The sequence below is a fragment of the Fictibacillus sp. 5RED26 genome (assembly GCF_015903895.1).
GTDB lineage: Bacteria > Bacillota > Bacilli > Bacillales > Fictibacillaceae > Fictibacillus > Fictibacillus phosphorivorans.
In genome coordinates this window covers 381437-407927 of the sequence record NZ_JACZDU010000003.1, presented here as the reverse complement: position 1 = coordinate 407927, position 26491 = coordinate 381437, and the positions used below count along the sequence as shown (strand labels likewise).

The following is a 26491-nucleotide window of genomic DNA, read 5'->3' as shown; positions in this document are numbered from 1 at the left end:
TAATTGGCGTGGTTCTTTTTTTGTATAGTTTAAATCCGATAGCAAAGACTAAGAACATATTCATGGATAAACCAGTCTTAACAATACCTTTACAATTCATTAAAACGTACTTCACATTGGAGGTTTATTGTAGAACATGTAAGAAAGAAACAAGCTTTTAAAAAGGGGTCATGACCTGAGAAAAACTTCTCTAACATGATAAGACGAAATAATCATATTTTAGGGGGACCTATCAAGATGAAGAAAATGAAGTCTGTGTACCTTTTGGCAGTAATGTCGCTAATCCTAGTTTTCGCAGCAGCATGTGGAAACAAGAGTGAAGATGGAGCAGCTGGCGGTGGAGATCTTAGCGGAAAGATAAAAATTGATGGATCTTCCACAGTATTCCCGATCATGGAAGCTGTTTCTGAAGAGTTCCAAGCTACAAATCCTGAAGTACAAGCACCTGTAGGAGTTTCTGGAACGGGTGGAGGATTTGAAAAGTTCGTTCGTGGAGAATTAGATCTTGCTAACGCTTCTCGTCCGATTAAAGATGAAGAGAAAAAAGCAGCTGAAGATAAAGGCGTTGAGTATACAGAATTTGAACTTGCGAAAGATGGTCTTTCAGTAGTTGTTTCAAAAGAAAACGACTTTATTGATCACCTTACTCTAGATGAATTAAAGAAGATTTTCTTAGAAGAGAACCCAGCTAAGACATGGGCTGACGTTCGTGAAGGATGGCCAAAGAAAAAAATCGAAGTCTTCTCTCCGGGTACTGACTCTGGAACGTATGACTACTTCGATGAAGTAATCCTTGAAGAAAAACCAATGCGTCGTGACGCACAGCTTTCTGAAGATGATAACGTACTAGTACAAGGTGTAACAGGTTCTAAAGATGCAATCGGATTCTTTGGATATGCATATTACCAAGCAAACAAAGATAAAATCAAAGCTGTTCCAATCGATGGTGGTAACGGACCAGTTGAACCAACACCAGAAACGATTGAATCTGGAGAATACGCACCACTTTCTCGCCCATTGTTCACTTATGTTAATAACAAATCTTTGAAAGATAACGAAGCAGTGTATGAATATGTGAAATTTGCTCTTGAAAACTCAGGTGAACTTGCTTCTTCTGATACGATCGGATACGTTTCTCTTCCAAAGGAAAAATACGAAGAGCAAATGAAAAAGCTAGATGAGCTTGCAGGTAAATAATTGTCCTTTATTGAAGTAAAGGAATAAGAATCATATATCAGGGTGAGGAGCGAGAAATCTCCTCACCTTTTCACCTGTTTAGTATTGTCGAATTATAGGAGGTCTTATTGGTGTCCAGAGATAAATCAAACCAAAAATCAATCCGCTCTATGATTCAGGAGAATAAGTCTTCAAGAAGTCAATCAGCGGTAATGGAAAAGGTTGTTCCAAAACTCTTTTTAATCTGTGCAATCATATCTATCTTTACAACAATAGGTATTGTCTTTACATTGTTAACAGAAACTTTTACATTTTTTAACCGAATCTCAATAGTAGAATTTTTCACCAATACTAGATGGTTTCCTTTTGCATCTGACGAACATGCAGATTTCGGGATCATTGCTCTTATCATGGGGACATTGACCGTAACAGCGATTGCTATGGTTGTGGCTATCCCGATCGGTCTTGCTGCAGCTATCTATTTAAGTGAATATGCATCTGCAAAAACAAGAAAAGTTATTAAACCTATCTTAGAAGTGCTAGCTGGGATTCCTACGATTGTTTATGGATTCTTTGCTCTCACATTCGTTACACCTTTATTGGATAAGATCATTCCAGGTGGAATTTCAATCTTTAACGCACTAAGTCCCGGAATTGTAGTAGGAATCATGATTATTCCTATGATCGCATCATTGTCTGAAGATGCGATGAATGCCGTACCAAACTCTATGAGAGAAGGTGCGTTGGCTCTTGGTGCAACACGCTTTGAAGTAGCGATGAAAGTGGTACTTCCGGCAGCACTATCAGGAGTAATTGCATCATTCGTACTAGGAATTTCTAGAGCGATTGGTGAAACGATGATCGTTACCATTGCTGGTGGTTCTAGACCAACTGCAGATATTAATGTAACGGAGTCTATCCAGACGATGACAGCTTATATCGTTCAGGTCAGCCAAGGAGACACGGGCTATGGTACGACGATCTATTACAGTATTTATGCAGTAGGTATGACATTGTTCGTATTTACATTAATCATGAATCTACTTGCTCAATTCATTTCCCGCAAGTTTAGGGAGGAATACTAATGGCATTAATCAATAAAGAATCTGTTAAAAAAAGAATGGGAACGAGATTAGCAGCAAACGGGGTTGCTAAATTCCTATTTATCCTTGCAACGTGTTTTTCTTTACTCATACTAGGAGTTTTAATCTACAGAATCTTATCAGAAGGTTTACCTTATCTAAGTTTGGATTTTATTACGAACTTTGCATCCCGAATGCCTGAACGTGCTGGTATATGGGCTGCGCTACTCGGTACCATTTGGGTAATGGGAGTAACAGCACCCGTTTCTTTTATTCTTGGTGTAGGGACCGCAATTTATCTTGAAGAATACGCGAAAAAGAACGCTTTTACAAAATTTGTTCAGATTAATATTTCTAATTTAGCGGGTGTTCCATCGATCGTATTCGGATTGTTAGGTCTAACAATCTTCGTTCGTCTACTTGGCTTAGGATCAAGTGTACTTGCAGGTGGTTTGACGATGAGTCTTCTAATTCTTCCTGTAATCGTTGTTGCTTCACAAGAAGCGATCCGAACCGTGCCGAGAGAGATTCGAGAAGCTTCTTTCGGAATGGGTGCGACAAAATGGCAGACGATCAGAAGAATCGTGTTTCCAGCAGCACTTCCCGGAATTTTGACAGGAACGATTCTTGCTTTATCACGTGCTGTAGGAGAGACTGCACCGCTATTAGTATTAGGTGCATTAGCTTATGTAGCGTTTGTTCCAGAAAACATATTCTCGCAGTTCACTGTATTACCGATACAGCTTTATAACTGGACGAGCAGACCGCAAGAAGAGTTTCATATGATTGCAGCAAGTGGAATCATCATTCTGTTAATCATCTTGCTGATCATGAACTCAATCGCAGTATTAATCCGAAATAAGTTTCATAAACGCTTCTAATAGAGAGTAGGAGGACGAGAACATGGATATTACAATCAACAAACAAATGGTTCAAAAAAATGAAAAAGAACAGGATTTCACACCTGTGTTTAAGATCAATAATCTAAACTTATGGTACGGACAGGATCATGCTTTAAAAGATATTAAATTTGATATTCCTGAAAAGCAGGTTACTGCGATCATCGGACCATCAGGGTGCGGTAAGTCGACATTTATTAAAACGCTGAACAGAATGGTGGAAATGGTTCCGATCGTCCGTATGTCCGGGGAAATTGTTTATAGAGACAAGAATATTTTTGATTCTAAATACGGCGTAGAAGAACTTCGTACACAAGTTGGTATGGTGTTCCAAAAACCAAATCCGTTTCCTAAGTCCATTTATGAAAACGTAGCTTATGGCCCACGTATTCACGGGATCAAGAATAAAAAAGTATTAGATGAGGTAGTTGAGAAAAGCTTAAGAGGTGCCGCGATCTGGGACGAAGTAAAAGACCGTCTGCATGAGAACGCATATGGCTTATCAGGTGGTCAGCAACAGCGTCTATGTATTGCAAGATGCTTAGCGATCGAACCAGATGTTATTCTTATGGATGAACCTACTTCTGCTTTAGATCCGATTTCTACTTTAAAAGTGGAAGAGCTCGTGCAAGAGCTTAAGAAAGACTATAGCATTGTTATTGTGACACATAACATGCAACAAGCAGCTCGTATTTCAGATCGCACCGCTTTCTTCCTTAATGGAGAAGTTGTGGAATATACAGATACGAGCACATTGTTCTCAAATCCAGCGGATAAGCGGACAGAAGATTATATTACAGGACGATTCGGTTAATTAAAGAAATAGGAGTGAGATAAATGGTTGTTCGTGAAAATTTTCAGCTTCAGTTAGAAGAGATGAAACAAGCGATCGTACAGATTTCTAAATTGGCAGAGGAAGCATTAGAGCTTTCTGTTGAAGCATTAAAGAATCAAGATCTCGATAAAGCCCTACAGATTATTGAAAATGATAATCGAATCAATGTCCTTGAAGATGAAATCAACGACATGGCCATTCTATTGATCGCTAAACAAGCACCTGTAGCATCTGACCTTAGACGAATCATTGCTGCCATCAAAATCTCGTCTGATATTGAAAGAATGGCTGACTTTGCCGTTAATATTGCGAAGTCTACCATTCGAATTGGAAAACAAGAGCTCATCAAACCATTAGAAGAGCTTCCAAAGATGGCACATCATGCGATCGCTATGCTTACAACAGCTACAAAAGCCTATGTGGAAGAAGATGTAGCTCTAGCGAAGCAACTAGCGGAACTTGATGATGAAGTAGATGAAACATACGGGAAAATCATTAAAGAACTATTAGAGCTTATGACAAAAAATCCTGAACATCTTTCTCAGATCAGTCAGCTTCTGTTTGTGTGCAGGTATATTGAACGTACTGCTGACCACGCTACAAATATTGCAGAGAGTATTATCTTTTTAGTAAAAGGAAAAAGATACGGTTTAAACGATTAAACAAATAAAAAAAGCGAGCACTGATCACTTCAGTGCTCGCTTTTTTTTACCGCTCTTTTATAAAAGATTGTTGCTTTGAACTCCTTGTCACCTTTGACAATTGATTGTAGTGCAAGGTGTGAGACTCCTACGGGACAGGCGGGCAGGTGAGACACTTAAAGAGTGAAACGTACGAATGTGGCTCACCGCCTGCCCCGTGGAAAGCGAGCAGCCTGGAACGGAAATCAAACTTTCAAAAGCAACAAAGTTTACGAAAACAGCCTTTGTTATATTATGTAGGAATTAAGAACTTGTGATTTCTTTAGCGATCTCATCGAAACTCATCTTGCTGTTTACTTGATGAGATTCAGCTCTTACTGCACCTTCTAAATTGTTCGTACGTAAATATTTTAAGAATTCATCGCTATTCTTAATGATGTTTTCTTTTTGTAGAAGATCACATACTTCTCCAGTACTCATTCCTTGAGTGATTGTTAAAGTCATCTGATACACCTTTTCTTCCTCTTTTGGAGGCGCGGTTTTAGGTTCTTCTTTTGCAACCGGAGCCGCAACGGTTTCAGTGTCTTTAAGTGAAGTATACTCTTCCTTTGAAATTGCTAATTCGCCTTTTTCAGAAAGATATTGAGCTACCGATTCTTCTGTTAGTTCAGAAGTTTTATCAGCATCAGCCGTATAATAAAAACCAGCCAAAATTCCTGTTGAAAGGATAATACCTGCTGAAAATCCGCGAAGGTTTTTGCTTGTCATACTCATTACCCCTCACAAATTAGTTCTTATCATTAATCATCATTTCATCTTCAAGAACTTTTAATTTCTTTTTTATTTGATAGATCTCTTTCATTAACTGAATAGTAAAGTTCTCGAGCTGTGTTTCAACTGACGCTTCCTTGTTTTTTCTAAAGGAAAGAATCAAAAGAATAACACCAACTAGTAACAATCCAAAAATAGCAAACTCCATAACATCCTCCCTAATTTAAAGCTATACCCTTTACTTTTATAACATAGTATTCTGCTGTGGTATAGGGTTTTTCGCAAAAGTTTACACAAATTGCTACAATTCGACTATTTTCTCATTTAAATCCATACTGGCATGAAAATGAGGGAAATGAAAACGACGTTTTTTGTCTTACTTTGTCAAATAGACAGAATTATCAGAGAGATAAACCGGTTACAAAAACTTTACATATTCGGAAATCTCAAGTGGGATAAGGAAGCGCCATTTTTCGACTTTTTTGACACATTGTATATAAAAATATCCAGTGATACGATTATAAAAAATATGGTAATAAATAAACATTTCATAGAATAATTAATTAGGATGAGGTGATGAACTTGATCGAAGATATTGTCAAACTAAAGGAGAACGGCTTAACCCTTCAAGAGATCGCTCAAAGAATGAACATGTCTTTAGGAAAGGTTCAGTATCGCTGGAACAAATACCGGCAGCAACAAACACCATCGCACCATGAACTTCCATCTCAGCCCGTTCTTAAAGAAGAGAAGTGGACGATGCCTTTTGAATATGAAGAGGCTAATGTTCATCTGATGCCAAGGACCCCTGATAGCTTGTATGTTTATTGGAGTTTTTCTGAATCAACAAAACATATGGCTGAACATCATTTTCGCACAAATTGGGAAGAACTTCCTTCAGTACTAAAGATTTATGACGTAACGGACATTGATTTCTTCGGCCACAATGCTCATCGAACGTTTGAGGTTGAACTTCCTCCGATGACTAACAATTGGTTTCTTCAATTCTTGGAACCTGGTAGAACATATATCGTTGATATTGGTACGCGCACGTTTGATGGAAGTTTTTTTACTCTGTTAAGATCAAATCCTGCTGAGACGAGTCCTGCACTCTATAACAGTTTGCATGATGAGAAGATTGACAGATGGAAACATCAAATTGTTGATGAGCCTGAATGGCTAGAAAACTTTTCAACCTATTCATATTATCAAAAAATCAGATAGGAGAGTAAAACATGTCTAACGGGTATTTTTCATTAGTCTTGCACGCTCACCTTCCTTATGTGAGACATAAAGAAGCGAATCGATTAGAGGAAAGATGGGTATTTGAGGCACTTACTGAGACATATATCCCGTTGTTATGGGTACTCGAAGATCAGCCTGAAGCCTTGTCTTGGACCTTATCGTTCTCACCGCCTTTGTTGGAGTTATTAAACGATCCAGTCATTCAAAAACGTTATTTAGAACATTTAGACCTTACGATAAAACTTGTTAAAAAAGAAAAAAAACATTCTTCGAATACGGAAGAAGAAAAAATTATCGGGTTTTACGAAGAACGATATAAAAGAATTATGGAAACGTATCAAGAATTCGATTGTAAAGTGACAGATGCTTTTAAACGCTATATGAAACTTGGGAAGGTTAATTGCATCACTTCCTCTGCAACCCACGCATTCCTTCCCTATGTTCAAACTGAACAAGGAGTTAAAGCTCAAATCTTTGCAGGCGTTCAAACCTTTGAAAAGTATTTTGGTGAAAAGCCCAAAGGGTTTTGGCTGCCAGAATGTGCTTACTCTCCCGGAGTAGATATCGCGTTAGCAGATGCAGGTATTCAATTTACTTTTGTAGATGAAGAAACTCTACTCAGAAGTAAGCCTGTTCCATCTAAAGGTATCGGAGCTCCTGTATACTCTCCGCATGGGGTGGCATTGTTCTCGCGAAACCAATGTATCTCTGAAACAATTTGGAATTCTTCTGTCGGCTATCCAGGCGATTTTGATTATCGAGAGTTTTATCGAGACGTCGCCTATGAGAGGGACAATGAATATATAAAGAGCTTCATCCATCCTGAAGGAATTCGAGTCGATACCGGTTTAAAGTATTGGAGAATAACTGGGAAAACGGAGAACAAAGACTGGTACCAAAGAGAATGGGCATTAAATAAAGTGCAGAGTCATGCTTATGATTTTTGTCATCGCATTACAGAATATCTACATACCAACGAACAATCTTACCCTCCTCAACTAATAACTGCACCATTTGATGCAGAGCTATTTGGACATTGGTGGTTTGAAGGACCAGAATTTTTACTTCAATCCATGAAAGTTTCAACAGAACAAAACATCACGTGGATCACACCTCAAGAATTTTTATTTAGACATTATCAAGATCTAGAGACTGTAAGACCATGCTTTTCAACATGGGGCAGAAACCAAACAGGTGAAGTATGGCTGAACGAATCAAATGCTTGGATGTATAGACATCTGCATCATTGTGAAGAAAAGCTGGTCCAGCTCGCGGCACGTCTTTCACATGAAGAACCAAACATCGTTGTTGAACGATATGCAGATCAGATGGTTCGTGAATGGATGCTAGCTGCAAGCTCTGACTGGGCATTTATCATTGAAGGTAACAGTGCTGCAGAATATGCAAAGTCAAGGTTTCAAGAGCATATCGAGAGGTTTCATGAACTAGATCGATCGATTGAAAATAAAACATATCATCCAAATGAAATAGCAGAGTTTGAAAACCAATACCCCTTCATGCTTACAAACGATTTGTGGCACTTTTTTAAGAATAAACATGATGAGTACGTGGCGTCCCACTATAGCGAACGAAAAGCTGACAAGAAGAAAATATTAATGCTTTCATGGGAATTCCCTCCTATGGTAGTAGGTGGATTAGCAAGGCATGTATTTGATCTATCAAGAAAATTGGTCGAGCAAGGATCAGAGGTATATGTTATTACCTCTTCTGTTCCGGGATATCCCGAACACGAGGTGAATAATGGTGTACATGTATACCGAGTTGCCGGGAAGCAGCCGAATTTTGAGTCGTTTTTCCATTGGACAGGAAGTTTGAACATGGCCATCACTGAACAAGCGCTGGCTCTCGCAAAGAAGATTGATTTTGATTGCATTCATGCACATGATTGGCTCGTTTCAGTTTCGGCATTAGCCATTAAAAAAGAACTGAACATTCCTTTGATCACTACCATTCATGCAACAGAACATGGCAGGAACAACGGGATAACTTCCCCACTCCAATACGAGATCAATCAGAAGGAATGGGAGCTTATGGATGGATCTGATCATTTGATCGTCTGCAGTGACTATATGAAAAATGAGTTAACAGGGGTTTTTAGCATACCGGAACAGAAGGTAACCATACTGCCAAACGGTATAGATCCAGATCAGATCACTTTTAAATCTAGTCCTTCTATTGAAAGGAATCACGACGACCATGAACTTCTTCTTTTCTCGGTTGGCAGGCTTGTAAGAGAAAAAGGGTTCCAAACGATCATCGAAGCGGCAGATATACTAAGGAATTCTGGCAAACACATCAAATTTGTAATTGCTGGAAAAGGTCCTTTAATGGATGAACTAAAAGAAATGATCAGGCAGAAGAGCTTAGAAGACTATGTACATCTAGCAGGATTCGTAAGCGATGAGGAAAGAAATGAATATTTTGCAAAAGCTGATGCCGCTCTTTTCCCGAGTCATTATGAACCGTTCGGTATTGTTGCGCTCGAAGGGATGGCTGCAGGGAAGCTGACTATCGTTTCTGATACGGGAGGTTTAAGAGAAATTATTGATCATGAAAAGACAGGGTTAAAAGTATATCCTAACGATCCAGAGAGTATTGTGTGGGCTGTAGAATATATCCTAAGAAACCGTGAACGCTGCCAAGACATCGCTAAGAATGGAGAGGAAATAGCTAGAACCGTTTTCAGCTGGGATTCAATTGCTGAAAAGACTGCAGATCTCTATATGACTAAACAAAATCAAACATCAAAAGTGGGAGGTATCGTTTAATGAAGGGTGTAATTATGGCTGGTGGAAAAGGGACACGTTTAAGACCTCTTACATGCAATATGCCAAAACCAATGGTGCCGATGCTTCACAAACCCGTAATGGAGTATGGGATCGAACTTCTTAAGAAATTTGGGATTATAGATATCGCCGTTACCGTTCATTACTTACCAGACGCAATCAAAAACTATTTTGGTGATGGCCGTGATTTTGGTGTGAACCTTCAATATTTTGTTGAAGATTCTCCTTTAGGAACAGCTGGGTCCATTAAAAATGCTGAAGAATTTCTTGATGAGCGTTTTATCGTGATCTCCGGCGATGCGTTAACGGATTTTAACCTTGAAAAAGGTATCCAATTTCATGAAGATAACGATTCACTCGCTACGATCTTCATGAAGCAAGTTGATTCACCATTAGAATATGGTGTGATCATGACCAATCAAGAAGGAAAGATCATTCGATTTCTTGAAAAGCCAAGCTGGAATGAAGTCTTTAGTGATACTGTGAATACGGGTATCTATGTACTTGAACCAGAAGTATTTAATTTTATCGAGAAAGATGTTCCGGTAGATTTTAGCAAGGATTTGTTTCCGCTATTAATGAAAGAAGATAAAAATTTGTTTGGTTATCAAGCGGAGGGATATTGGTCTGATATTGGAAGCCTTCAGCAGTATCGCCAATCCCATTACGATATGTTGAACGGCTTGGTGGATCTTCCATTTGCGGGAGAAGAAAAAGAGCCAGGTGTCTGGATCGGTGAGAATGTTTTTATTGAAGATGGAGCTGTGATCGAGGCTCCTGTCAGCATTGCAGATGGAGCAGTGATCAGGAAGGGCTCTCATATCGGAAAGCTATCTGTTGTTGGAAAGAATAGCGTAGTAAGCTCAGGAAGTTCTTTAAAGAAAACAGTCTTATGGAACGATGTTTTTGTAGGAGATCAGTGTGAATTAAGAGGAGCAACTATCGCGAACGGTACGAAAGTGGAGAAGGACGCGTCTATCTTTGAACATGCTGTAGTAGGTAACCATTGTACGATAGGTAAAAATGCGACGCTAAAGCCAGATGTTAAAATCTGGCCAGAAAAAGAGATCTTTGAAGAAGCGCTTGTTCACACCTCGATCGTATGGGGTAAAAAAGCTACAAAATCTTTGTTTGGATCTAGAGGAGTTTCTGGGATCGCTAACGTGGAGATCACACCAGATTATATCGCAAGACTGGCATCAGCTTATGGAGCTGTTCTCCCTTATGGATCACAAATCATCATCGCAAGTGATTCGCATGACTTTTCAGTTATGATTAAACAATCTTTTATACAAGGACTTCATTCTTCCGGGGTGCACACGCTTGATATTAGTCCTACTGTCGCACCAGTTGTCCGTTTCTCTATCGAAGAAGAACGCTTAGAAGGTGGTGTTTACGTAAGGTTCTCTAATCCTACGGGAGAGAAACAACTGATGATCGAATTCTATGATAAAAAAGGACTTCCAATACATTCAGATCTTGAAAGAAAGATCGAGAATGCATATTGGCAGGAAGATTATAGACGTGCATCATTTGATCGTATTGGAAAAGGTGCTGTACAGGCGAACAAACATGAAGATTATATTTCCGCGCTTTTAGAAGAAATACAAGAAAAGGGTATCCAAGAAGCAAAGTTTAGAGTTGTGGTGAATTACAACCACCAGCCTTATCTGAACTTTATTCCTAACCTTTATAATCGATTGAACTGTGAGATCCTTACCGCGCCATATCAAACGAAACCAGAGGAAATGGCATCTTTTGTAAGAGTAACAAATGCCAATATCGGAGTTTTGATCGGAGAAGCGGGTGAAACATTGCGTCTCATTACGGAGACTGGTGAAGTGTTAGATGAAGAGACCATGCTTGCTCTCTATGTTTTCACAGCATTTTCTCAAGGTAAACAAAAAGAGATGGCTATCCCTGTGTATGGATCATCTGCGCTAGATTCCATCGCCGAACGTTTAAAAGGAAAGTTGATCAGAACGAAAGCTAACCCACGTTCTATCATGGAAGTAGGGGATGGGGTCCTTAATTACCAATACGACGCTCAATACGCATTTGTTCATATTTTAGAGATCATGGCAATGCAGCAGATCACATTATCTGAACTCGTAAAGATGCTTCCAGATGTTCATATGCTACGAGAATATGTACCTTGTCCAAAAGATAAGAAAGGCCGAGTGATGCGCAGGCTGATGGAAGATATCCGTGATAACAATGTGGAATTGCTTGATGGTATTAAGGTTTTCCATCCTGAAGGTGGATGGACGCTTATTCTTCCAGACGTAGAGCAGCCTGTTTTCACAGTGTATTCTCAGAATACGGATCCTGAACAAGCGAAACAAGCGGCATCGCAATATATTGAAAAAATACAGTTGTATCAGCAGGTGTAACAGATGCCAAGACATTTGGTTTTAGGAAACGGAAAATTATTGATCAATTTAGATGAATATTTGCAGATCAGAGACATCTATTTTCCTTACGTCGGTCAGCAAAATCATGTACAGGGGCATGTTAACCGTCTAGGAGCCAGTATCAATGGCTCCTTTTCTTGGCTTTCCTCAAAAGAATGGGTGATCGAGCCCGGTTATCATATTGACTCGCTCGTTACACTCTCGTACGCAAAGAACGCAAAAGAAGGCATAACGCTCAAGATTGAAGATGCCGTGCATCAAAGAGAAAATATGTTTATGCGGAGAATCACCGTTTTAAACGAATCAAATGAAGAAAAAAGGATCAAACTTTTCTTCCACCAAGATCTAACTATCTATGAGAATGAAGTGGGAGACACAGCTTACTTTGATCCTGAAAAATCTGTGATCATCCACTATAAGAAGAATCGTTACTTTTTGTTTGCAGGTTCATTCGATCAAAAGGGGATTGACCAGTACACAACAGGGGTCAAGCGTTTCTTAAGTGCTGAAGGAACATGGAGAGATGCAGAAGATGGTCATCTTCATGTAAACCCGATCGCGCAAGGATCAGTGGATAGTACTTTTTCCGTACAAGGCATTGTTGCACCACACGGAAAAGGAGACGTGCACTATGCTCTAACCGTTGGAAAAAGTAGAGAGGAAGTGTTTTCGCTCTACGATTACCTCATGGAGATCGGTCCATCTTTAACTTTAGATAAGATCGATGTGTATTGGAGGAGATGGGTAAATAAAACAAAGATCAATCCGTGCAACCTCTCTGATGAACTTCTTGATCTATATAACAGAAGTTTACTGATCATTCGGACACAAACCAATGAGAATGGTTATATCATAGCGGCCAATGATTCTGATATTCAGCATTATAACCGCGACCATTATAGTTACATGTGGCCGAGAGACGGGGCACTGATAGCAGCCGCTGTCGCAAAAGCGGGTTTTCATGGAATGGTGAAGAACTTCTATCGCAGATGTGCAGATGTTTTAACAAAAGAAGGATACCTTCATCATAAATATAACCCCGACGGTTCGATCGGATCATCTTGGCATCCAATGATCGATAAAGAAGGATCGAGCCAGCTGCCGATTCAAGAAGATGAAACAGCGCTCGTACTGTGGGCATTTTGGGAACATTATAAAGAAACAGGAGATATTGAGTTTGCTCAATCTCTCTATCGATCATTAGTCCGTCCGAGTGCGAGATTTTTGCTTCAATATATGCAAGAAGAGCTTGACCTTCCGTTGCCTTCTTATGATCTTTGGGAAGAAAGAAGAGGGATCTTTACCTTTACAGCAAGCTCTGTATATGGGGGTCTTATGGCTGCTTATTCTTTTGCGACGCTATTCGGTGAAGATGACCGAGCGGAGAGGTATAAGAAGGGTGCAGACCGAATAAAAGCTGGAATGGAAAAGCATTTGTATGATGAAGACTCAGGAAGGTTTTTAAGAGGTATCTATCTGTTGGATGATAACGCCTATAAAAAAGATTTCACGATGGAATCTAGCATGTATGCTCTCTTTGCGTTTGGTGTATATCCTGCCGATGATGAACGAATCGTCCGAACGATGCAGCAGATGAATGAAGAGTTAAGCATTAAGTCAGGTGTAGGCGGGATAGCAAGGTATACGAATGATTATTACTTTCAACAAACGCACGATATGACAAGAGCGCCTGGGAATCCATGGTTGATCTGTACGCTATGGCTTGCAAAATGGCATGTGCAATGTGCGAAATCACTTCAAGACCTAGAACGTCCTCATGAAATTTTACGCTGGGTTCACGAACATAGTTTTTCTACAGGTGTCTTACCTGAACAACTGCATCCGTTTACTGGAGAGGCTTTGTCAGTGGCTCCTCTCACATGGTCACATGCTACATTTATAGATGTTCTCAAAGAATATACCAAAGTCTATGAGAAACTTTCACAAAACTCACTTGCTCGTTAGAAAAGAATTTGTTATCATGTTATGGTATGGTTTAATAGAGAATATGACTGTTAGTAACCATGAAAATGTACTTTGGTAAAGATGTGGAGGGAAACAACAATGCGTGTAAACATTACTTTAGCTTGTACTGAAACTGGTGATCGTAACTACATCACTACAAAAAACAAGCGTACGAATCCAGACCGTTTAGAGCTTAAAAAATACAGCCCGCGTTTAAAGAAATACACAGTTCACCGTGAAACAAAGTAACTTCACGTAGAAGCGCCTGAGACCCATGCAAATGAGGGATCAGGCGTTTTTTCATGCAATCAGACTCATGATAAGATAAATACATCACGTTATAGAGGTGTTTAATATATGGATAAATCACAATGGCGAAAGAAGTTAAAACAATTGTTGCTCTCAATGGGAAAAGAAGAAAGAAAGGTAAAAAGCGAAGCGATATCTAATCTTTTATTTCAAACGGACGAATGGAAGAAGGCAAATTGTATCGGTATCACCGTTTCTAGAACATTTGAGCTTGATACGTCTTACATCATAAACCAAGCATGGACTGAAGGAAAGATTGTCGGCGTCCCTAAGTGCTACTCTAAACATAAACAGATGGAGTTCAGAGAGATACGTTCATATGAAGAACTAGAAAATGTATATATGGATCTATACGAACCTAAAGTTGATGTTACTTCGTACATAGAGCCGTCTCAACTGAACATGATCATCGTGCCAGGTCTAGTATTTGATAGAGAAGGGTACAGAGTTGGTTACGGTGGCGGATATTTCGATCGCTACTTACAATCTTATGATGGTTCTAAACTTTCAATTGCTTACACCTTACAGACTACGAATTCTCTTCCACATGAAAACTATGATATCCCTGTGGATACGGTTATTACGGAAGAGGGTCGATTTCGGTAGATGATGATCATACTAGTAGGTATCGCTCTTCTTTCCATCATGTCAGCTTTATTCAAATGGCTAACGATTGCAGGCAGTTTAACAGCTTTTATATTGGGAGTAATTATTAATAAGGCTTTTGGTTGGCAAGGTTTGATTATACTCGGTCTCTTTTTCATAACTTCTACACTTTTAACGAAATGGAAGAAAGACAAAAAACAGGATCAAGACGCATTACACATCGAAGACAAAAAGGGAAGGTCTGCTTGGCAAGTACTTGCCAATGGTGGAGCAGCTCTACTTGCAGCAATAGGTCATCTGACGTTTTCAGATCCGTTATGGCATATTGTGTTTGCGGCTACCTTTGCGACAGCTACAGCAGATACATGGGCTTCAGAGATAGGTGTCCTATCGAAGCGAAGACCGTTTCATATTAAAGAATGGAAAAAGGTTGAACCTGGCTTATCAGGTGCAGTATCAAGTCTAGGTACAATTGCAGCAGCGACAGGAGCATTATTAATTGGCTTTAGCTTTTATTTTCTTTACGACACATCGATTACGATTCTGATGTGTATTGCGATTTCTGGATTTTTAGGAAACGTAGCAGATACCCTTTTCGGGGCTTGGTTTGAACAAAAGTATGTTTGTTCCATTTGTAAAAGAGAAACCGAAAGCCGCACTCATTGTGGTGCCAAGACGGTAAAAGTATTTGGATATGCCTTTTTTACAAACAATCTTGTGAATTTTTCCTCTACGATTATTGGAGGTCTGATTGCGGGAGGTTTATACATATGGTTCCTAAGTTGAAAGTTATAGGGGTTGTTCTTGCAGGCGGTGAATCTAGAAGGTTTGGTAGTCCAAAATTGTTCGCTAAATGGGGAGTTACCACTTTTTTTGAAAAAGCGATGAATGCAATCGCTCCACATTCAGATGAGCTCGTAGCTGTTGTTCGTGAAGAATGGATAGAGAAGTTAGAGCACAGCCATCCTTATGCCACAGAACTAATTGCCGATGTTGAATCTTTTAAAGGAAAAGGTCCTTTAGCGGGAATATACAGTGCGATGATGGAAAGAAAGGGAGATTATTATTTGGTTACCCCTTGCGACATGCCTAGAATGAGCAGCGATATGTATGGAAAATGGATGGAATTTGCTACTGAGCATCCGGAGTATGATTGCATCATCCCGGTTTTGAACGGAAAAGTGTTTCCACTTAACGGCGTATACAAGAGATCATGTCTTCATCAAATGAAAGAGAACTTAATGAAGGAAAACTTAAAGGTTTTATCCTTATTAGACCGTAAACACACAAAATATATAGAAGTACAAGAAGAAGAGGCATGCTTTTTCAAGAATGTTAATACGAAAGAAGATCTTTTAAATCTAGGGGACGAATAAAAAGTGCATTCCAAACAGAAAGTAGTAGCAAGGAGGTTTTCACATGAAAGGATTTGTGATTAAAAGCTTTTTGATATTCCTTGCTATTGTACTCGGTTACAGAATGAGATACCGTTTGATGAATAGCGCTCTTGGCAATCCGTTTATTCGTCGTTTCTTAGTTGGCAGTGCTATGTCATTTCCAGGGTTGCGATCTAAAATGATGGATGAAATCATTTGACCATGCAATCGGAAAAAGCAGCATTCTTCTTTGATTTAGACAATACGCTGTTCGATTATGAAGCCTCCTTTAAGAAGGCTTCTTTATTTGCATTTCGTAGCATTACTTCTATGGATAACGCAGATAAGAAGTTAGAAGAAAAATGGTTCACTTGTTATAAGACTTTTTGTGATTTTTATTGGCAGGCGTATGAAAAAGAATGGATCACTCGAGAAGAATATCAAAGTAAACGCCTATTATCTTCATTACGTGCAGCAAGGTTAAGAAATTTTAGTAAGAAAGAAATACAGCAATTTCAACAGCTGTTTGAAAAGAATGTGCATTTATTTGTAGAACCCTATTCATGGATAAAGGATATTTTCCAAGTCTTAACTCGTTATAAAATCACGTACGGAATCATTTCTAACGGAAGTGCTTTCGTTCAAAGAAACAAAATAAAGCAACTGCAACTTGATATTCCCGAAAAACACATCTATATTTCATCGGAAATAAAAGTGGCTAAACCTAGTCCTGAGATTTTCCATTTTGTAAAGAAGAAAACGGAAGCAAGCGCCTTATACTATGTTGGTGATTCTTATTCCTTAGATATGGTTCCAGCCATTCAAGCTGAGTGGACTGCTATATGGTGGAATCCGTTGAAATTTACTATTACGAATGAGAGTAATCCTCATCATAACTGTTACTCTAGCCGTGAATTAATAGAAGTCATCATGAGATATATTGAATCAGCTGGATGTTCTCTCCGTTAGTTGTCTGAAATAAAACAAATAAATATTTTTTATCTTTACTGATTAAGATGAAAGGCATCGAACTTCCGATCGGACTTACTCTTTGTCCATTTTTTGTAGTAATGCCTAAAAAGTAATTTTTATATAATCCTTCCCAAAGCTTCCCTATAATCTCCTGACTTTTGGATGGAGAGAACCCAGGTAGTGGTTTGCTGTTATAATCTGTTAACGATTCTAATGAGATCACGCTATATTCGTTGATATCAATCTGATAGAAGTTTGTTGTTTGTGTGAGTGTTTGCTGCAGAAATTTATTTGTTTTTTCATCGAGTTCATTTTTAGCTTTCCGCTCGGTATCCTTAGGGACTTGAAAACTTGAGAACGATTGATCTAGTTTTGCTGCATATAAATAATCCTTACTCATTCTCTGTACAGAACGGTATTTCTCTTCACTAAGATGTATTTCACCTTGATGAAAGGAGATGGCTTCCCATAGCCCCGGTATCGAACTTATAATGTCTTTTTCAAGGTCAATCTTTGAAGCAGATGTTTTCCATTCTGTCATCTTGTTGTTAAGTTTTCCGTTCTCGAAAATCATTGCAATATCTTGCCTCAAATAAACACGTTCAGAAGTCTCTGAGTTTACCTTCCAAAGCAAGTCATAGTTTGAAGTGGTTCCTCTAACGAATGAAAGCTCCGAGTCTGCTTCCTTAAAAGAAAAAGCGTTATCTAACGGAAAGAATGTAATGCTTTCACGTGCTTCTTTTTTTACAAACGGCTGGTAGATGATACCTATTACAAGTATAATAATTAACAGATAAATTGAAATTCTCCACTTCATACAAATCAGCCTCCCTTTCGGACAACTTGTTCCTAAATTTTATGCAATCCTGTCCAATTTAGAAGGCTCGAGTTCAAGAAAAGTATGAAGGGGTTAAACGAGAGGGGTTAGAGTCATGGAAATACAAACAAAAGAGATCGTGAGTTACATTAAAGAACTTGTACATATCCCAAGCCCGTCTGGGAATACAGAAGCCGCAATCGATTTTATGAAATCATTCTTAGAAAAAAATCAGGTGTCATTTAAAACAACGAACAAAGGTGCTGTGATTGCTACCATTCGAGGTGAGGATGATTCAAAACACCGCCTGTTGACCGCACATGTAGATACTTTGGGTGCTATGGTGAAAGAGATTAAAAGCGATGGGCGTCTAAAATTAGACCTAATCGGAGGATTTTATTGGAATACCATTGAAGGTGAATATTGCTCTATACATACAAACTCAGGAAAAACGTTTAGCGGCACGATTATGATGCATCAGACAGCCGCACACGTATATAAAGGAATGAACGATTTAAAACGGGATGAGAAGAACATGGTCGTTCGAGTAGATGAAGAGTTTCATTCTAAGAAAGATGTTGAAGAAGCGGGAATCTCAGTAGGAGATTTTGTATCTTTCGAGCCTAGATTCGAACAAATGGATAGTGGATTTGTGAAGTCTCGTCATCTAGATGATAAAGCGAGTGTTGCGATCTTGATGTATGTAATCAAACAGATCAAGGCCAATTCCATTAAGCTGCCTTACACGACCCATTTTTTGATCAGTAACAATGAAGAGATCGGATATGGTGGTAATTCGAACATTCCAACTGATACAGTCGAGTATTTAGCGGTAGACATGGGTGCGATCGGTGACGGTCAGGCAACAGATGAATTTACCGTAAGTATCTGTGCAAAAGACTCTGGGGGACCTTACCATCATGGGTTAAGAAAACATCTTGTAGATTTAGCGGAAAAACATGATATCGGATATAAAGTTGATATCTATCCTTATTATGGTTCAGATGCAACAGCAGCCATTCGTGCTGGCGCCGATATTGTGCATGGTCTTATCGGACCTGGGATTGATGCATCTCATGCTTTTGAGCGTACACATATCAAGTCATTAAAAAATACAGCAGAGCTTATTCACGCCTATTTGAAGTCGCCTCTAGTTTAGTCTGCAAACCCTTAGCCTTAGCTAAGGGTTTTACTTTTTTATCTACTCATTGCCACTGAAATGAAGTTATGAAGAAGTTTAGAGTAATCGTTGTTGACCAAGGTATGAAACAGAAAAATAAAGTGAAAGATGATAGGCAGAGGAGTGATGAAAAAAATGTCATATCTGCCAAAAAAACAACCTCTTTCACCTAGTTTTGATGAAAACGTTCAGTATATGAAAAATCAACTAGGCGTTGACATAAGTTTTGATTGTATTCATCTTGACTTAGAATATGCCGGAAGAAGAATGGCCTTATTTATGGTTGATGGATTCGTTAAAGATGATATTCTTCATTATTTAATGAAGCTGCTTGCCGATCTAGAGCCTGGTCAATTAGATCCGGATCCACTTGTAAAGCTGATGAAGACGTATCTCCCTTATATAGAAATCTCAACGTCAGATGATCTGAATCAAGGAATCGATTGGGTATTAAGTGGACCCACAGTTCTTATCGTTGAAGGTGTTTCGGAAATCCTTCAAATTGATGCTAGAACATACCCGGTTAGAGGACCTGAAGAACCGGATGTTGAGCGCGTTGTTAGAGGGGCAAGAGATGGTTTTGTTGAAACGATCGTATTCAATACCGCACTTACGAGAAGAAGAGTTCGTGATCGTTCACTCCGCATGGAGTACATGAGTATAGGCAGGAGATCGAAGACAGATGTATGTATTTCATATATAGATGATATTGCGGATCCCCATATCGTTGAACGTATTAAAGACTCATTGAAAAAAATTGATACGGATGGACTTCCGATGGGTGAGAAAACAGTTGAAGAATTTATTTGTGGCCGTCACCTCAATCCATATCCGTTAGTGAGGTATACAGAACGACCAGATACTGCAGCGGTTCATTTATTTGAAGGACATGTTTTGGTTTATGTAGATGGCTCTCCTTCTGTCTTGATCACCCCAACAACATTCTGGCATCATCTGCAGCATGCAGAAGAATATAGGCAGAAACCAGTCGTTGGTGCATATTTAAGGTTTGTTCGATTTTTAGCTGTGTGGATATCGATCTTTTTATTGCCATTGTGGTATTTGTTTTCTGTGCATAAAGAACTACTACCTGTAAATTTATCATTTATAGGTCCTGAAGAGATTGGGGTTGTCCCCTTATTCTTGCAGTTTGTGATCATCGAATTGGGTATGGATATGCTCAGGATGGCTACCATTCATACACCGACATCTGTATCGACTGGACTAGGATTGGTCTCAGCTATTGTAGTTGGACAAGTAGCGATTGAAGCAGGTCTATTTGTAAATGAAGTAGTTCTCTATATCGCAATAGCTGCAATAGGGACATTTGCTACTCCAACGTATGAGCTCAGCTTAGCAAATCGTTTATTAAGACTCTCTCTATTAGGATTAACCGCATTGTTAGGTGTACCAGGATATATTATAGGCTTTACTTTAGCCGTATTGTTCTTTGTATCGTTTAAGTCCTTTCACATCCCTTATCTCTGGCCGTTCATTCCTTTTAACCCAAAAGCCATCCGAGATGTGATCTTAAGGATTCCTATGCCTTTAAAGAACAGAAGACCAATCGTATTACATCCGAAAGATCCCGATCGCTAATGGATATTAAAAAGACAGCTGCCATGTACAGCTGTTTTTTTGTATATAAATTCTGTGCGAAGGCTTGCATTTTTCCTTATACTATTTGTTATAATGACAAAGGTGATAATTATGAAAACAATGTATGATGTTCAACAGCTATTAAAAAGGTTTGGAACCTTCATATATACAGGAAACAAGATAGCTGATTTAGAATTGATCCAAGAAGAAGTCAGAGAACTCTACGAACAAAAACTCATTGATGTAAACGAATTCAAGAATGCGATCATCATTATTCGAGCAGCACATAATAAATTACAATAGAGGATGAGACAAGATGGAGAAATGGCTAGTTGGTGTTGATTTAGGTGGAACGACAATTAAAATCGCTTTTGTAACGTTAGACGGTCATATTGTAGAGAAGTGGGAAATCCCTACAAATATTAGTGAAGATGGAAAGCATATCGTCACAGATATTACTGAATCCATCCATCTAAAGCTAAAGGACTTATCACAACCAAAAGAAAAGCTTGAGGCGATTGGTATGGGGGCTCCTGGTTTCATTGATATGAAAACAGGATTCATCTTCCATGCCGTAAACATCGGGTGGAGAGATTATCCGTTAAAAGAAGAGCTAGAAAAAGCGACAGGCCTTTCTGTCATCGTAGATAATGACGCTAACATCGCTGCAATCGGAGAAATGTGGCGTGGTGCAGGTGATGGTGAAGGCAACTTACTGATGGTTACATTAGGTACTGGAGTCGGCGGCGGAATTATCGTAAACGGACATATCATGCACGGAACAAATGGTATGGCTGGTGAGATCGGGCATATAACTGCTATACCAAATGGTGGAGCACCATGTAACTGCGGTCGTACGGGCTGCATAGAAACGATAGCTTCAGCAACAGGTATCTCACGCATATCCAAAGAAAAAGCTCTTCAAGACACCTCTTCCTCTCTTCATACATTATTAGAGCAAAAGGGTGATATAAAAGCTAAAGATGTTGTAGCAGCTGCTGAAAAGGGAGATCAAGTAGCAATCGACACGTTGGAAGAAGTGACATTTCATTTAGGATTAGTGATATCAAACCTTGCAAACAGCATTAACCCAGGTAAGATCGTTATTGGTGGAGGAGTCTCTAAAGCAGGTCATACTTTAATGGAGCGTTTAGAGCAGAAATTTAATCATTTTGCACTCAAGAGAGTTGCAGAGGGCGCTGAAATGAAAGTGGCTACACTAGGCAACGATGCTGGTGTAATCGGAGGAGCTTGGTTAGCTAAACATAATCGCTAATTAATCCTTGTGTAAATGGCAGTTAATTAAATTTTGATTTTAAACAGAGAGCTTGTAGGTAAATAGAAGGAAATTTTTTCTATACAGTCCTTTGTAAAAGAAATCAGTTCAACGGCTAACATAGGAAAATATTAAAAAAGTTGTTTAAACAGCGAACCGCTTCACCGCGGTTCGTTTTCATTTTTTTGAAACTTTTTTGAGTCAAGTTCGTCTAATGGTTTATGGATTTAAAAAAGGGGTAAAACTAATATAGTTTTGTTGTCCTATTTGTCAGAATCTTGAAATAGTACGTTAGGGTATTGAATTCTTGTGTGAAACCATTTAATATACTCTTTATGTAATCCTTTGATTAAGGTTTTGTAAATTTGTAAAAGATGAATTTACATTCTTAAGATCAATGCGTACCGGATGCAAAGAGAGATAGTTAATAGGGAAAAAATGAAAACGAGAGTTCTTTTTGATTGAGGAGGTCAGAGAACATATGAAAGAAAAAATGAAACAAGCTTTTGCTGAATATAGATTTTTCTTTATCGCAATTGCTTTATTATGGATTAAAACATTTATCATTTATAAAACCGCATTTGAACTGCCAATGGACAACAAAGTTCAAGAGTTAATTCTTTTTATTAACCCGATCAGTTCTATTGTTCTTTTCTTAGGTATAACACTTTACTTTAAAGGAAGAACACACAGAAGAATGATTGTTGCTGTCAGTGCGATCATGAGTTTTATTATGTATGCCAATATGGTGTTCTATCGTTTCTTTAATGACTTTATCACCATTCCAGTCTTATTCCAAACGAGCAACATGGGCGACTTAGGTAATAGTGTATTTGAATTGATACAACCTACTGATTTATTGGTATTCATTGACATCGTTATTTTGGCTTATTTCATGAGACGAGCTGATTACCGACCTGCACGTGCTTCACGCAAGCAAATCACGATTACTTTTGCTGCGGCAATCGTATTATTCATCGTGAACGTTGGTATAGCAGAGACGGAAAGACCGCAATTATTAACACGTACTTTTGACCGTGAAATGTTGATTAAAAACATTGGTTCATATAACTACCATATCTACGATTCCATCATCCAATCTAAAGCAAAAGCACAGCGTGCATTTGCTGATGGAAGTGAAATTACAGATATCGAGAACTATTCGCGTGCTAATTACAAAGAACCAAACCCTGAGATGTTTGGTAAAGCGAAAGGCAAGAACGTTTTTGTCATTTCAGTTGAATCAACACAGAACTTTGTCATTAATGAGTCTGTTAACGGTAAAGAGATTACACCATTTATGAATGATCTGATCAAAGACAGTTATTACTTCCCGAACTTCTATCACCAAACAGGGCAAGGTAAAACGTCTGACTCAGAGTTTTTATTAGATAACTCTTTATATCCACTACCAAGTGGAGCAGTTTTCTTTACTCATTCTCAGAACCAATACAATGCAACACCAGAAATTTTAAAAGAGCAAGGTTACTATTCATCCGTACAGCATGCTAACAACAAAAGTTTCTGGAACCGTGATATCATGTATGATAATTTCGGTTACGACCGTTATTACTCATTAAAAGATTTCGAGGTAACTCCTGAGAACTCAATCGGGTGGGGGTTAAAGGATAAAGATTTCTTTAAACAATCCATTCCACACCTTAAAGAGATGCAAGCGATGAACAAACCGTTCTATACGAAATATATTACGTTAACAAACCACTTCCCGTTCACATTAGAAGAGGAAGATGAAATGATTCCAGAGTGGACGTCTAGCGATGGAACAGTTAACCGTTACTTTACAACTGTCCGTTATACAGACGAAGCACTAAAAGAATTCTTCGCTGATGTTAAAGAAGCTGGTCTTTATGAAGATTCGATCTTTATCATGTATGGCGATCATTATGGTATATCTGAAAACCATAATGATGCAATGGGCCAATTCTTAGGAAAAGAAATTACTCCTTTTGAATCGACTCAATTGCAAAAAGTACCTTTAATTGTTCATATGCCAGGTGAAAAAGGAAAAACAATGGATACAGTTGGTGGACAGATCGACCTTAAACCAACGATCCTTCACTTGTTAGGTATTGATACGAAAGGTGACATTCAGCTAGGTTCAGATTTATTCTCTAAAGATAGAGAAGATTTCGCTGTCCTTCGTGACAATTCTTATATCACTAAAGATAATGTGTTCACAGATGGTAAGTGTTATGACAAAGCAACAGGAGAACCTGTTGAAGGTGAAAACAATGCTTGTGAGCCATACAGTGAACGCGCTAAGACTGAACTTGATATGTCAGACCGTATCATTTATGGAGATCTATTAAGGTTCTACGACAAAGATAAAGCAAAAGATAAAGCTGTTAAACAAGAAGAAAAGCAAAAACAATAAAGATTTAGAAGCACTCAACTTCGGTTGAGTGCTTTTTTATTGCATAACTGCTTTGTGCGAACATACATCTTTAAGAGGAAGGTTTAAAGGGAGGGCTCTGTTTGGAAATTGTCATGCGTAACGGCGATTCATTCTGGTATTACTCACGTCTATTATCTATCCCTTACGTGTTGATTAAAGACTCTAATCCTAACGTAACCGCAGCAAGCATGATCGCAGGGGAGAGTATAGAGATCCCTGGAATGTTCTTAGAAAAATATAAGATTAAAAATGGTGATACTTTTTTTTCAATAGCAGATAAATATGATATTCCTCTGGATGCATTATATTTAGTTAATCCAACTGTGAAACCGAAGGAAATATTTACGAAGGACATCATCAATATTCCGAGAGTGCTGCCGTATCCATCAATAAAATGTCAGAGGAAATACAATACAGCTGCACTAAATCATGATATAAGTAAACTTCTTAACGTTTATCCATTCATAAAAAAACAGGAGATTGGTAAATCTGTTCTCGATAAACCGATAGAGATGCTTGTAATAGGAAATGGAAAAAAGAAAGTGCATATTAACGGTTCGTTTCATGGAAACGAATGGATTACTTCCGGAGTTCTGATGAGGTTTATTAATGAATATGCAGCTGCACTATCAACAGATAAAGTATTGAATGGATACAAAGCTATGGACTTATATCGAGATACTACACTTTACGCGGTTCCTATGGTCGATCCAGATGGAGTCGACCTCGTTTTGAACGATCTCCCAGAGAACTCTGAGTGGAAAGAGGTTGTTTTAAAATTAAATAAAGGAAGCAAAGATTTCTCTGGGTGGAAAGCGAATATTCGAGGGGTAGACCTTAATAATCAATTTCCTGCAAGATGGGAGCTTGAACAAGTGAGAAAACCAACTTCTCCTGCACCAAGGGATTATCCTGGTACCGCTCCATTAAGTGAACCAGAAGCAATAGTGATGGCAGAGGTTACAGAAAAGCACCAATTTGATCGAGTGGTAGCCCTTCATACACAGGGAAAAGAATTATACTGGGGTTTTGAAGGGGAAGAACCTATGCCGATATCAGGAGAGATCGCAAGTGAATTTGAGAGGGTTAGCGGATATAAAGCGATTAGATATGTGGATAGTTATGCAGGATACAAAGATTGGTTTATTCAAGAATACAGGAAACCCGGATTCACCATCGAGCTTGGAATAGGGGTTAACCCACTTCCTTTACGACAGTTCGATACGATCTATGAAGATACAAGAGGGATCCTGTTAGCCGCTCTTTACATGTAAGGCAGGATGAGGGGCTGCACAAGCTTAAAAGAAAGAAAAAACCATCAGAAAGGGAATTCTGATGGTTTTTTAGCTTTTTAATGGCCTGTAGAGCCGCCGCTGCCTACTAAAACGTCCAGAACAGTCATGACTGTAAACCAGCCAAAAACTGCAAACGTTAAAAAGGCAAAACCTGCTGCCATTAAATTTTTAATTTTTAACGAACGCAATAATCCCAATGCAGCTAAAATAGCTACTAAGCCGAATATAATGGCTAATCCCATTATTCTGTGCCCCCTTGCTCTGGAGTAATACCAATCCTATGTATAACGCTTTCACACAGGTATAACCTTGTATTATTTTACTTGTTTTATTCTGGTTTGTCGAGTGCACTTTGGAACAAAATGAACTCAATTGTTAGTTTATAGGCAGAAGCCCACTTTTTAACAAGGAGTTCTTGCTGGCTTCCAACAACAAAAAATCTATCGTTTTTATGTATGATTTCTGCAATTAATTCTTCTTCTGTTTGAAATAAAAACATTGTCTTCTCTTGCTCTTCCCCTTCTTTAATATAAAAGATACTTATCATATCAAGATAAAGATACGTTTGTTTTGAGTCAGATGTAAACCCATAATCCTCAAATAAAAGAGTGGTTCTTAAAGGTTTAATTGAAAGCAAAGGTATTGCTTCAAAAAGTTCATCATCTTTTTGAGAAGTAATGATGAGATCTTCATGTTGATCATGCATAGAAACAGGATCGGGCGTATCCATATTTTCGTATCCGAAAAATACTTTCATGTGTTTCCTCCGAAATAATGTTTGTTTTAGTGTAAGATAGAAAGTAATAACTT

General features: G+C 38.6%; 26 protein-coding genes. 21 read left to right on the top strand and 5 right to left on the bottom strand.

Annotation, left to right across the window (positions count from 1 at the left end; translation table 11 throughout):
- The first annotated feature begins 237 nt into the window (after positions 1-237).
- From IHV10_RS14910 to phoU, 5 genes are all read left to right on the top strand, one after another.
- Positions 238-1197 carry a PstS family phosphate ABC transporter substrate-binding protein gene (locus tag IHV10_RS14910; protein WP_197131136.1) on the top strand — a complete coding sequence of 320 codons (960 nt, stop codon included), beginning with the start codon at positions 238-240 and terminating at the stop codon, positions 1195-1197.
- A gap of 149 nt (positions 1198-1346) precedes the next feature.
- On the top strand, positions 1347-2261 hold the full coding sequence (gene pstC / locus IHV10_RS14905) for a phosphate ABC transporter permease subunit PstC (RefSeq protein ID WP_197131217.1): 915 nt from the start codon (positions 1347-1349) through the stop codon (positions 2259-2261).
- Positions 2261-3139 (top strand): phosphate ABC transporter permease PstA, encoded by an 879-nt coding sequence (pstA, locus tag IHV10_RS14900; protein ID WP_197131133.1) that lies wholly within the window; start codon positions 2261-2263, stop codon positions 3137-3139. Before pstC ends, pstA begins: the two co-directional genes overlap by 1 nt.
- A gap of 46 nt (positions 3140-3185) precedes the next feature.
- Positions 3186-3971, top strand: coding sequence for a phosphate ABC transporter ATP-binding protein PstB (gene pstB, locus IHV10_RS14895; protein WP_370568839.1), 786 nt, complete (start codon positions 3186-3188; stop codon positions 3969-3971).
- A 23-nt stretch (positions 3972-3994) separates the two neighbouring features.
- Positions 3995-4654, top strand: coding sequence for a phosphate signaling complex protein PhoU (gene phoU, locus IHV10_RS14890; RefSeq protein ID WP_191753821.1), 660 nt, complete (start codon positions 3995-3997; stop codon positions 4652-4654).
- Between the two features lie 282 nt (positions 4655-4936).
- On the opposite strand, the gene IHV10_RS14885 is transcribed toward phoU, so the two are convergent.
- Positions 4937-5401 carry a hypothetical protein gene (locus tag IHV10_RS14885; protein ID WP_197131127.1) on the bottom strand — a complete coding sequence of 155 codons (465 nt, stop codon included), beginning with the start codon at positions 5399-5401 and terminating at the stop codon, positions 4937-4939.
- A gap of 19 nt (positions 5402-5420) precedes the next feature.
- On the bottom strand, positions 5421-5612 hold the full coding sequence (locus IHV10_RS14880; RefSeq protein ID WP_066396184.1) for a hypothetical protein: 192 nt from the start codon (positions 5610-5612) through the stop codon (positions 5421-5423).
- Between the two features lie 368 nt (positions 5613-5980).
- Here IHV10_RS14880 and IHV10_RS14875 point away from each other — a divergent pair, with 368 nt between their 5' ends.
- From IHV10_RS14875 to IHV10_RS14830, 10 genes are all read left to right on the top strand, one after another.
- Entirely contained in the window at positions 5981-6628 is a 648-nt protein-coding gene (locus IHV10_RS14875) for a DUF4912 domain-containing protein (protein WP_197131124.1), read from the top strand.
- An 11-nt stretch (positions 6629-6639) separates the two neighbouring features.
- Positions 6640-9438, top strand: coding sequence for a 1,4-alpha-glucan branching protein domain-containing protein (locus tag IHV10_RS14870; protein WP_197131121.1), 2799 nt, complete (start codon positions 6640-6642; stop codon positions 9436-9438).
- Positions 9438-11849 carry a sugar phosphate nucleotidyltransferase gene (locus tag IHV10_RS14865; protein ID WP_197131119.1) on the top strand — a complete coding sequence of 804 codons (2412 nt, stop codon included), beginning with the start codon at positions 9438-9440 and terminating at the stop codon, positions 11847-11849. The genes IHV10_RS14870 and IHV10_RS14865 overlap by 1 nt, the downstream gene beginning before the upstream one ends.
- Before the next feature lie 3 nt (positions 11850-11852).
- A complete protein-coding gene (locus tag IHV10_RS14860; RefSeq protein ID WP_197131117.1) occupies positions 11853-13835 on the top strand; it encodes a glycoside hydrolase family 15 protein in 1983 nt (660 codons plus the stop codon).
- A 99-nt stretch (positions 13836-13934) separates the two neighbouring features.
- Positions 13935-14084, top strand: coding sequence for a 50S ribosomal protein L33 (gene rpmG / locus IHV10_RS14855; RefSeq protein WP_066242361.1), 150 nt, complete (start codon positions 13935-13937; stop codon positions 14082-14084).
- Positions 14085-14192: 108 nt separating this feature from the next.
- Positions 14193-14750, top strand: a complete 558-nt coding sequence (locus IHV10_RS14850) for a 5-formyltetrahydrofolate cyclo-ligase (RefSeq protein WP_197131115.1) — start codon at positions 14193-14195, stop codon at positions 14748-14750.
- On the top strand, positions 14751-15536 hold the full coding sequence (locus tag IHV10_RS14845) for a DUF92 domain-containing protein (protein WP_197131113.1): 786 nt from the start codon (positions 14751-14753) through the stop codon (positions 15534-15536).
- Entirely contained in the window at positions 15521-16126 is a 606-nt protein-coding gene (locus IHV10_RS14840) for a molybdenum cofactor guanylyltransferase (protein WP_197131111.1), read from the top strand. The genes IHV10_RS14845 and IHV10_RS14840 overlap by 16 nt, the downstream gene beginning before the upstream one ends.
- A 43-nt stretch (positions 16127-16169) precedes the next feature.
- Positions 16170-16346, top strand: coding sequence for a hypothetical protein (locus IHV10_RS14835; protein ID WP_197131220.1), 177 nt, complete (start codon positions 16170-16172; stop codon positions 16344-16346).
- A gap of 2 nt (positions 16347-16348) precedes the next feature.
- Positions 16349-17095 (top strand): HAD family hydrolase, encoded by a 747-nt coding sequence (locus IHV10_RS14830; protein WP_231618333.1) that lies wholly within the window; start codon positions 16349-16351, stop codon positions 17093-17095.
- Here the strand turns inward: IHV10_RS14830 and IHV10_RS14825 are convergent.
- Entirely contained in the window at positions 17055-17915 is an 861-nt protein-coding gene (locus tag IHV10_RS14825; protein ID WP_197131106.1) for a hypothetical protein, read from the bottom strand. The genes IHV10_RS14830 and IHV10_RS14825 overlap by 41 nt on opposite strands.
- 115 nt (positions 17916-18030) lie before the next feature.
- On the opposite strand from IHV10_RS14825, the gene IHV10_RS14820 reads away from it, so the two are divergent.
- From IHV10_RS14820 to IHV10_RS14795, 6 genes are all read left to right on the top strand, one after another.
- Positions 18031-19074, top strand: a complete 1044-nt coding sequence (locus IHV10_RS14820; protein WP_197131104.1) for a M42 family metallopeptidase — start codon at positions 18031-18033, stop codon at positions 19072-19074.
- A 156-nt stretch (positions 19075-19230) separates the two neighbouring features.
- Positions 19231-20694, top strand: coding sequence for a spore germination protein (locus tag IHV10_RS14815; RefSeq protein ID WP_370568840.1), 1464 nt, complete (start codon positions 19231-19233; stop codon positions 20692-20694).
- Positions 20695-20805: 111 nt separating this feature from the next.
- Complete coding sequence (locus IHV10_RS14810) at positions 20806-20997, top strand: YqgQ family protein (RefSeq protein WP_197131091.1); 192 nt, start codon at positions 20806-20808, stop codon at positions 20995-20997.
- A 13-nt stretch (positions 20998-21010) separates the two neighbouring features.
- Positions 21011-21970 (top strand): ROK family glucokinase, encoded by a 960-nt coding sequence (locus tag IHV10_RS14805; RefSeq protein WP_197131087.1) that lies wholly within the window; start codon positions 21011-21013, stop codon positions 21968-21970.
- A gap of 481 nt (positions 21971-22451) precedes the next feature.
- On the top strand, positions 22452-24365 hold the full coding sequence (locus IHV10_RS14800; protein WP_231618302.1) for an LTA synthase family protein: 1914 nt from the start codon (positions 22452-22454) through the stop codon (positions 24363-24365).
- Between the two features lie 101 nt (positions 24366-24466).
- A complete protein-coding gene (locus IHV10_RS14795) occupies positions 24467-25660 on the top strand; it encodes a M14 family metallopeptidase (protein WP_197131072.1) in 1194 nt (397 codons plus the stop codon).
- A gap of 77 nt (positions 25661-25737) precedes the next feature.
- Here the strand turns inward: IHV10_RS14795 and IHV10_RS14790 are convergent, their stop codons facing one another.
- Together IHV10_RS14790 and IHV10_RS14785 are read right to left on the bottom strand one after the other, a co-directional pair.
- Positions 25738-25923, bottom strand: a complete 186-nt coding sequence (locus IHV10_RS14790) for a DUF2759 domain-containing protein (protein ID WP_066242324.1) — start codon at positions 25921-25923, stop codon at positions 25738-25740.
- An 86-nt stretch (positions 25924-26009) separates the two neighbouring features.
- Positions 26010-26438 (bottom strand): hypothetical protein, encoded by a 429-nt coding sequence (locus IHV10_RS14785; RefSeq protein WP_197131069.1) that lies wholly within the window; start codon positions 26436-26438, stop codon positions 26010-26012.
- Positions 26439-26491 lie beyond the last annotated feature (53 nt).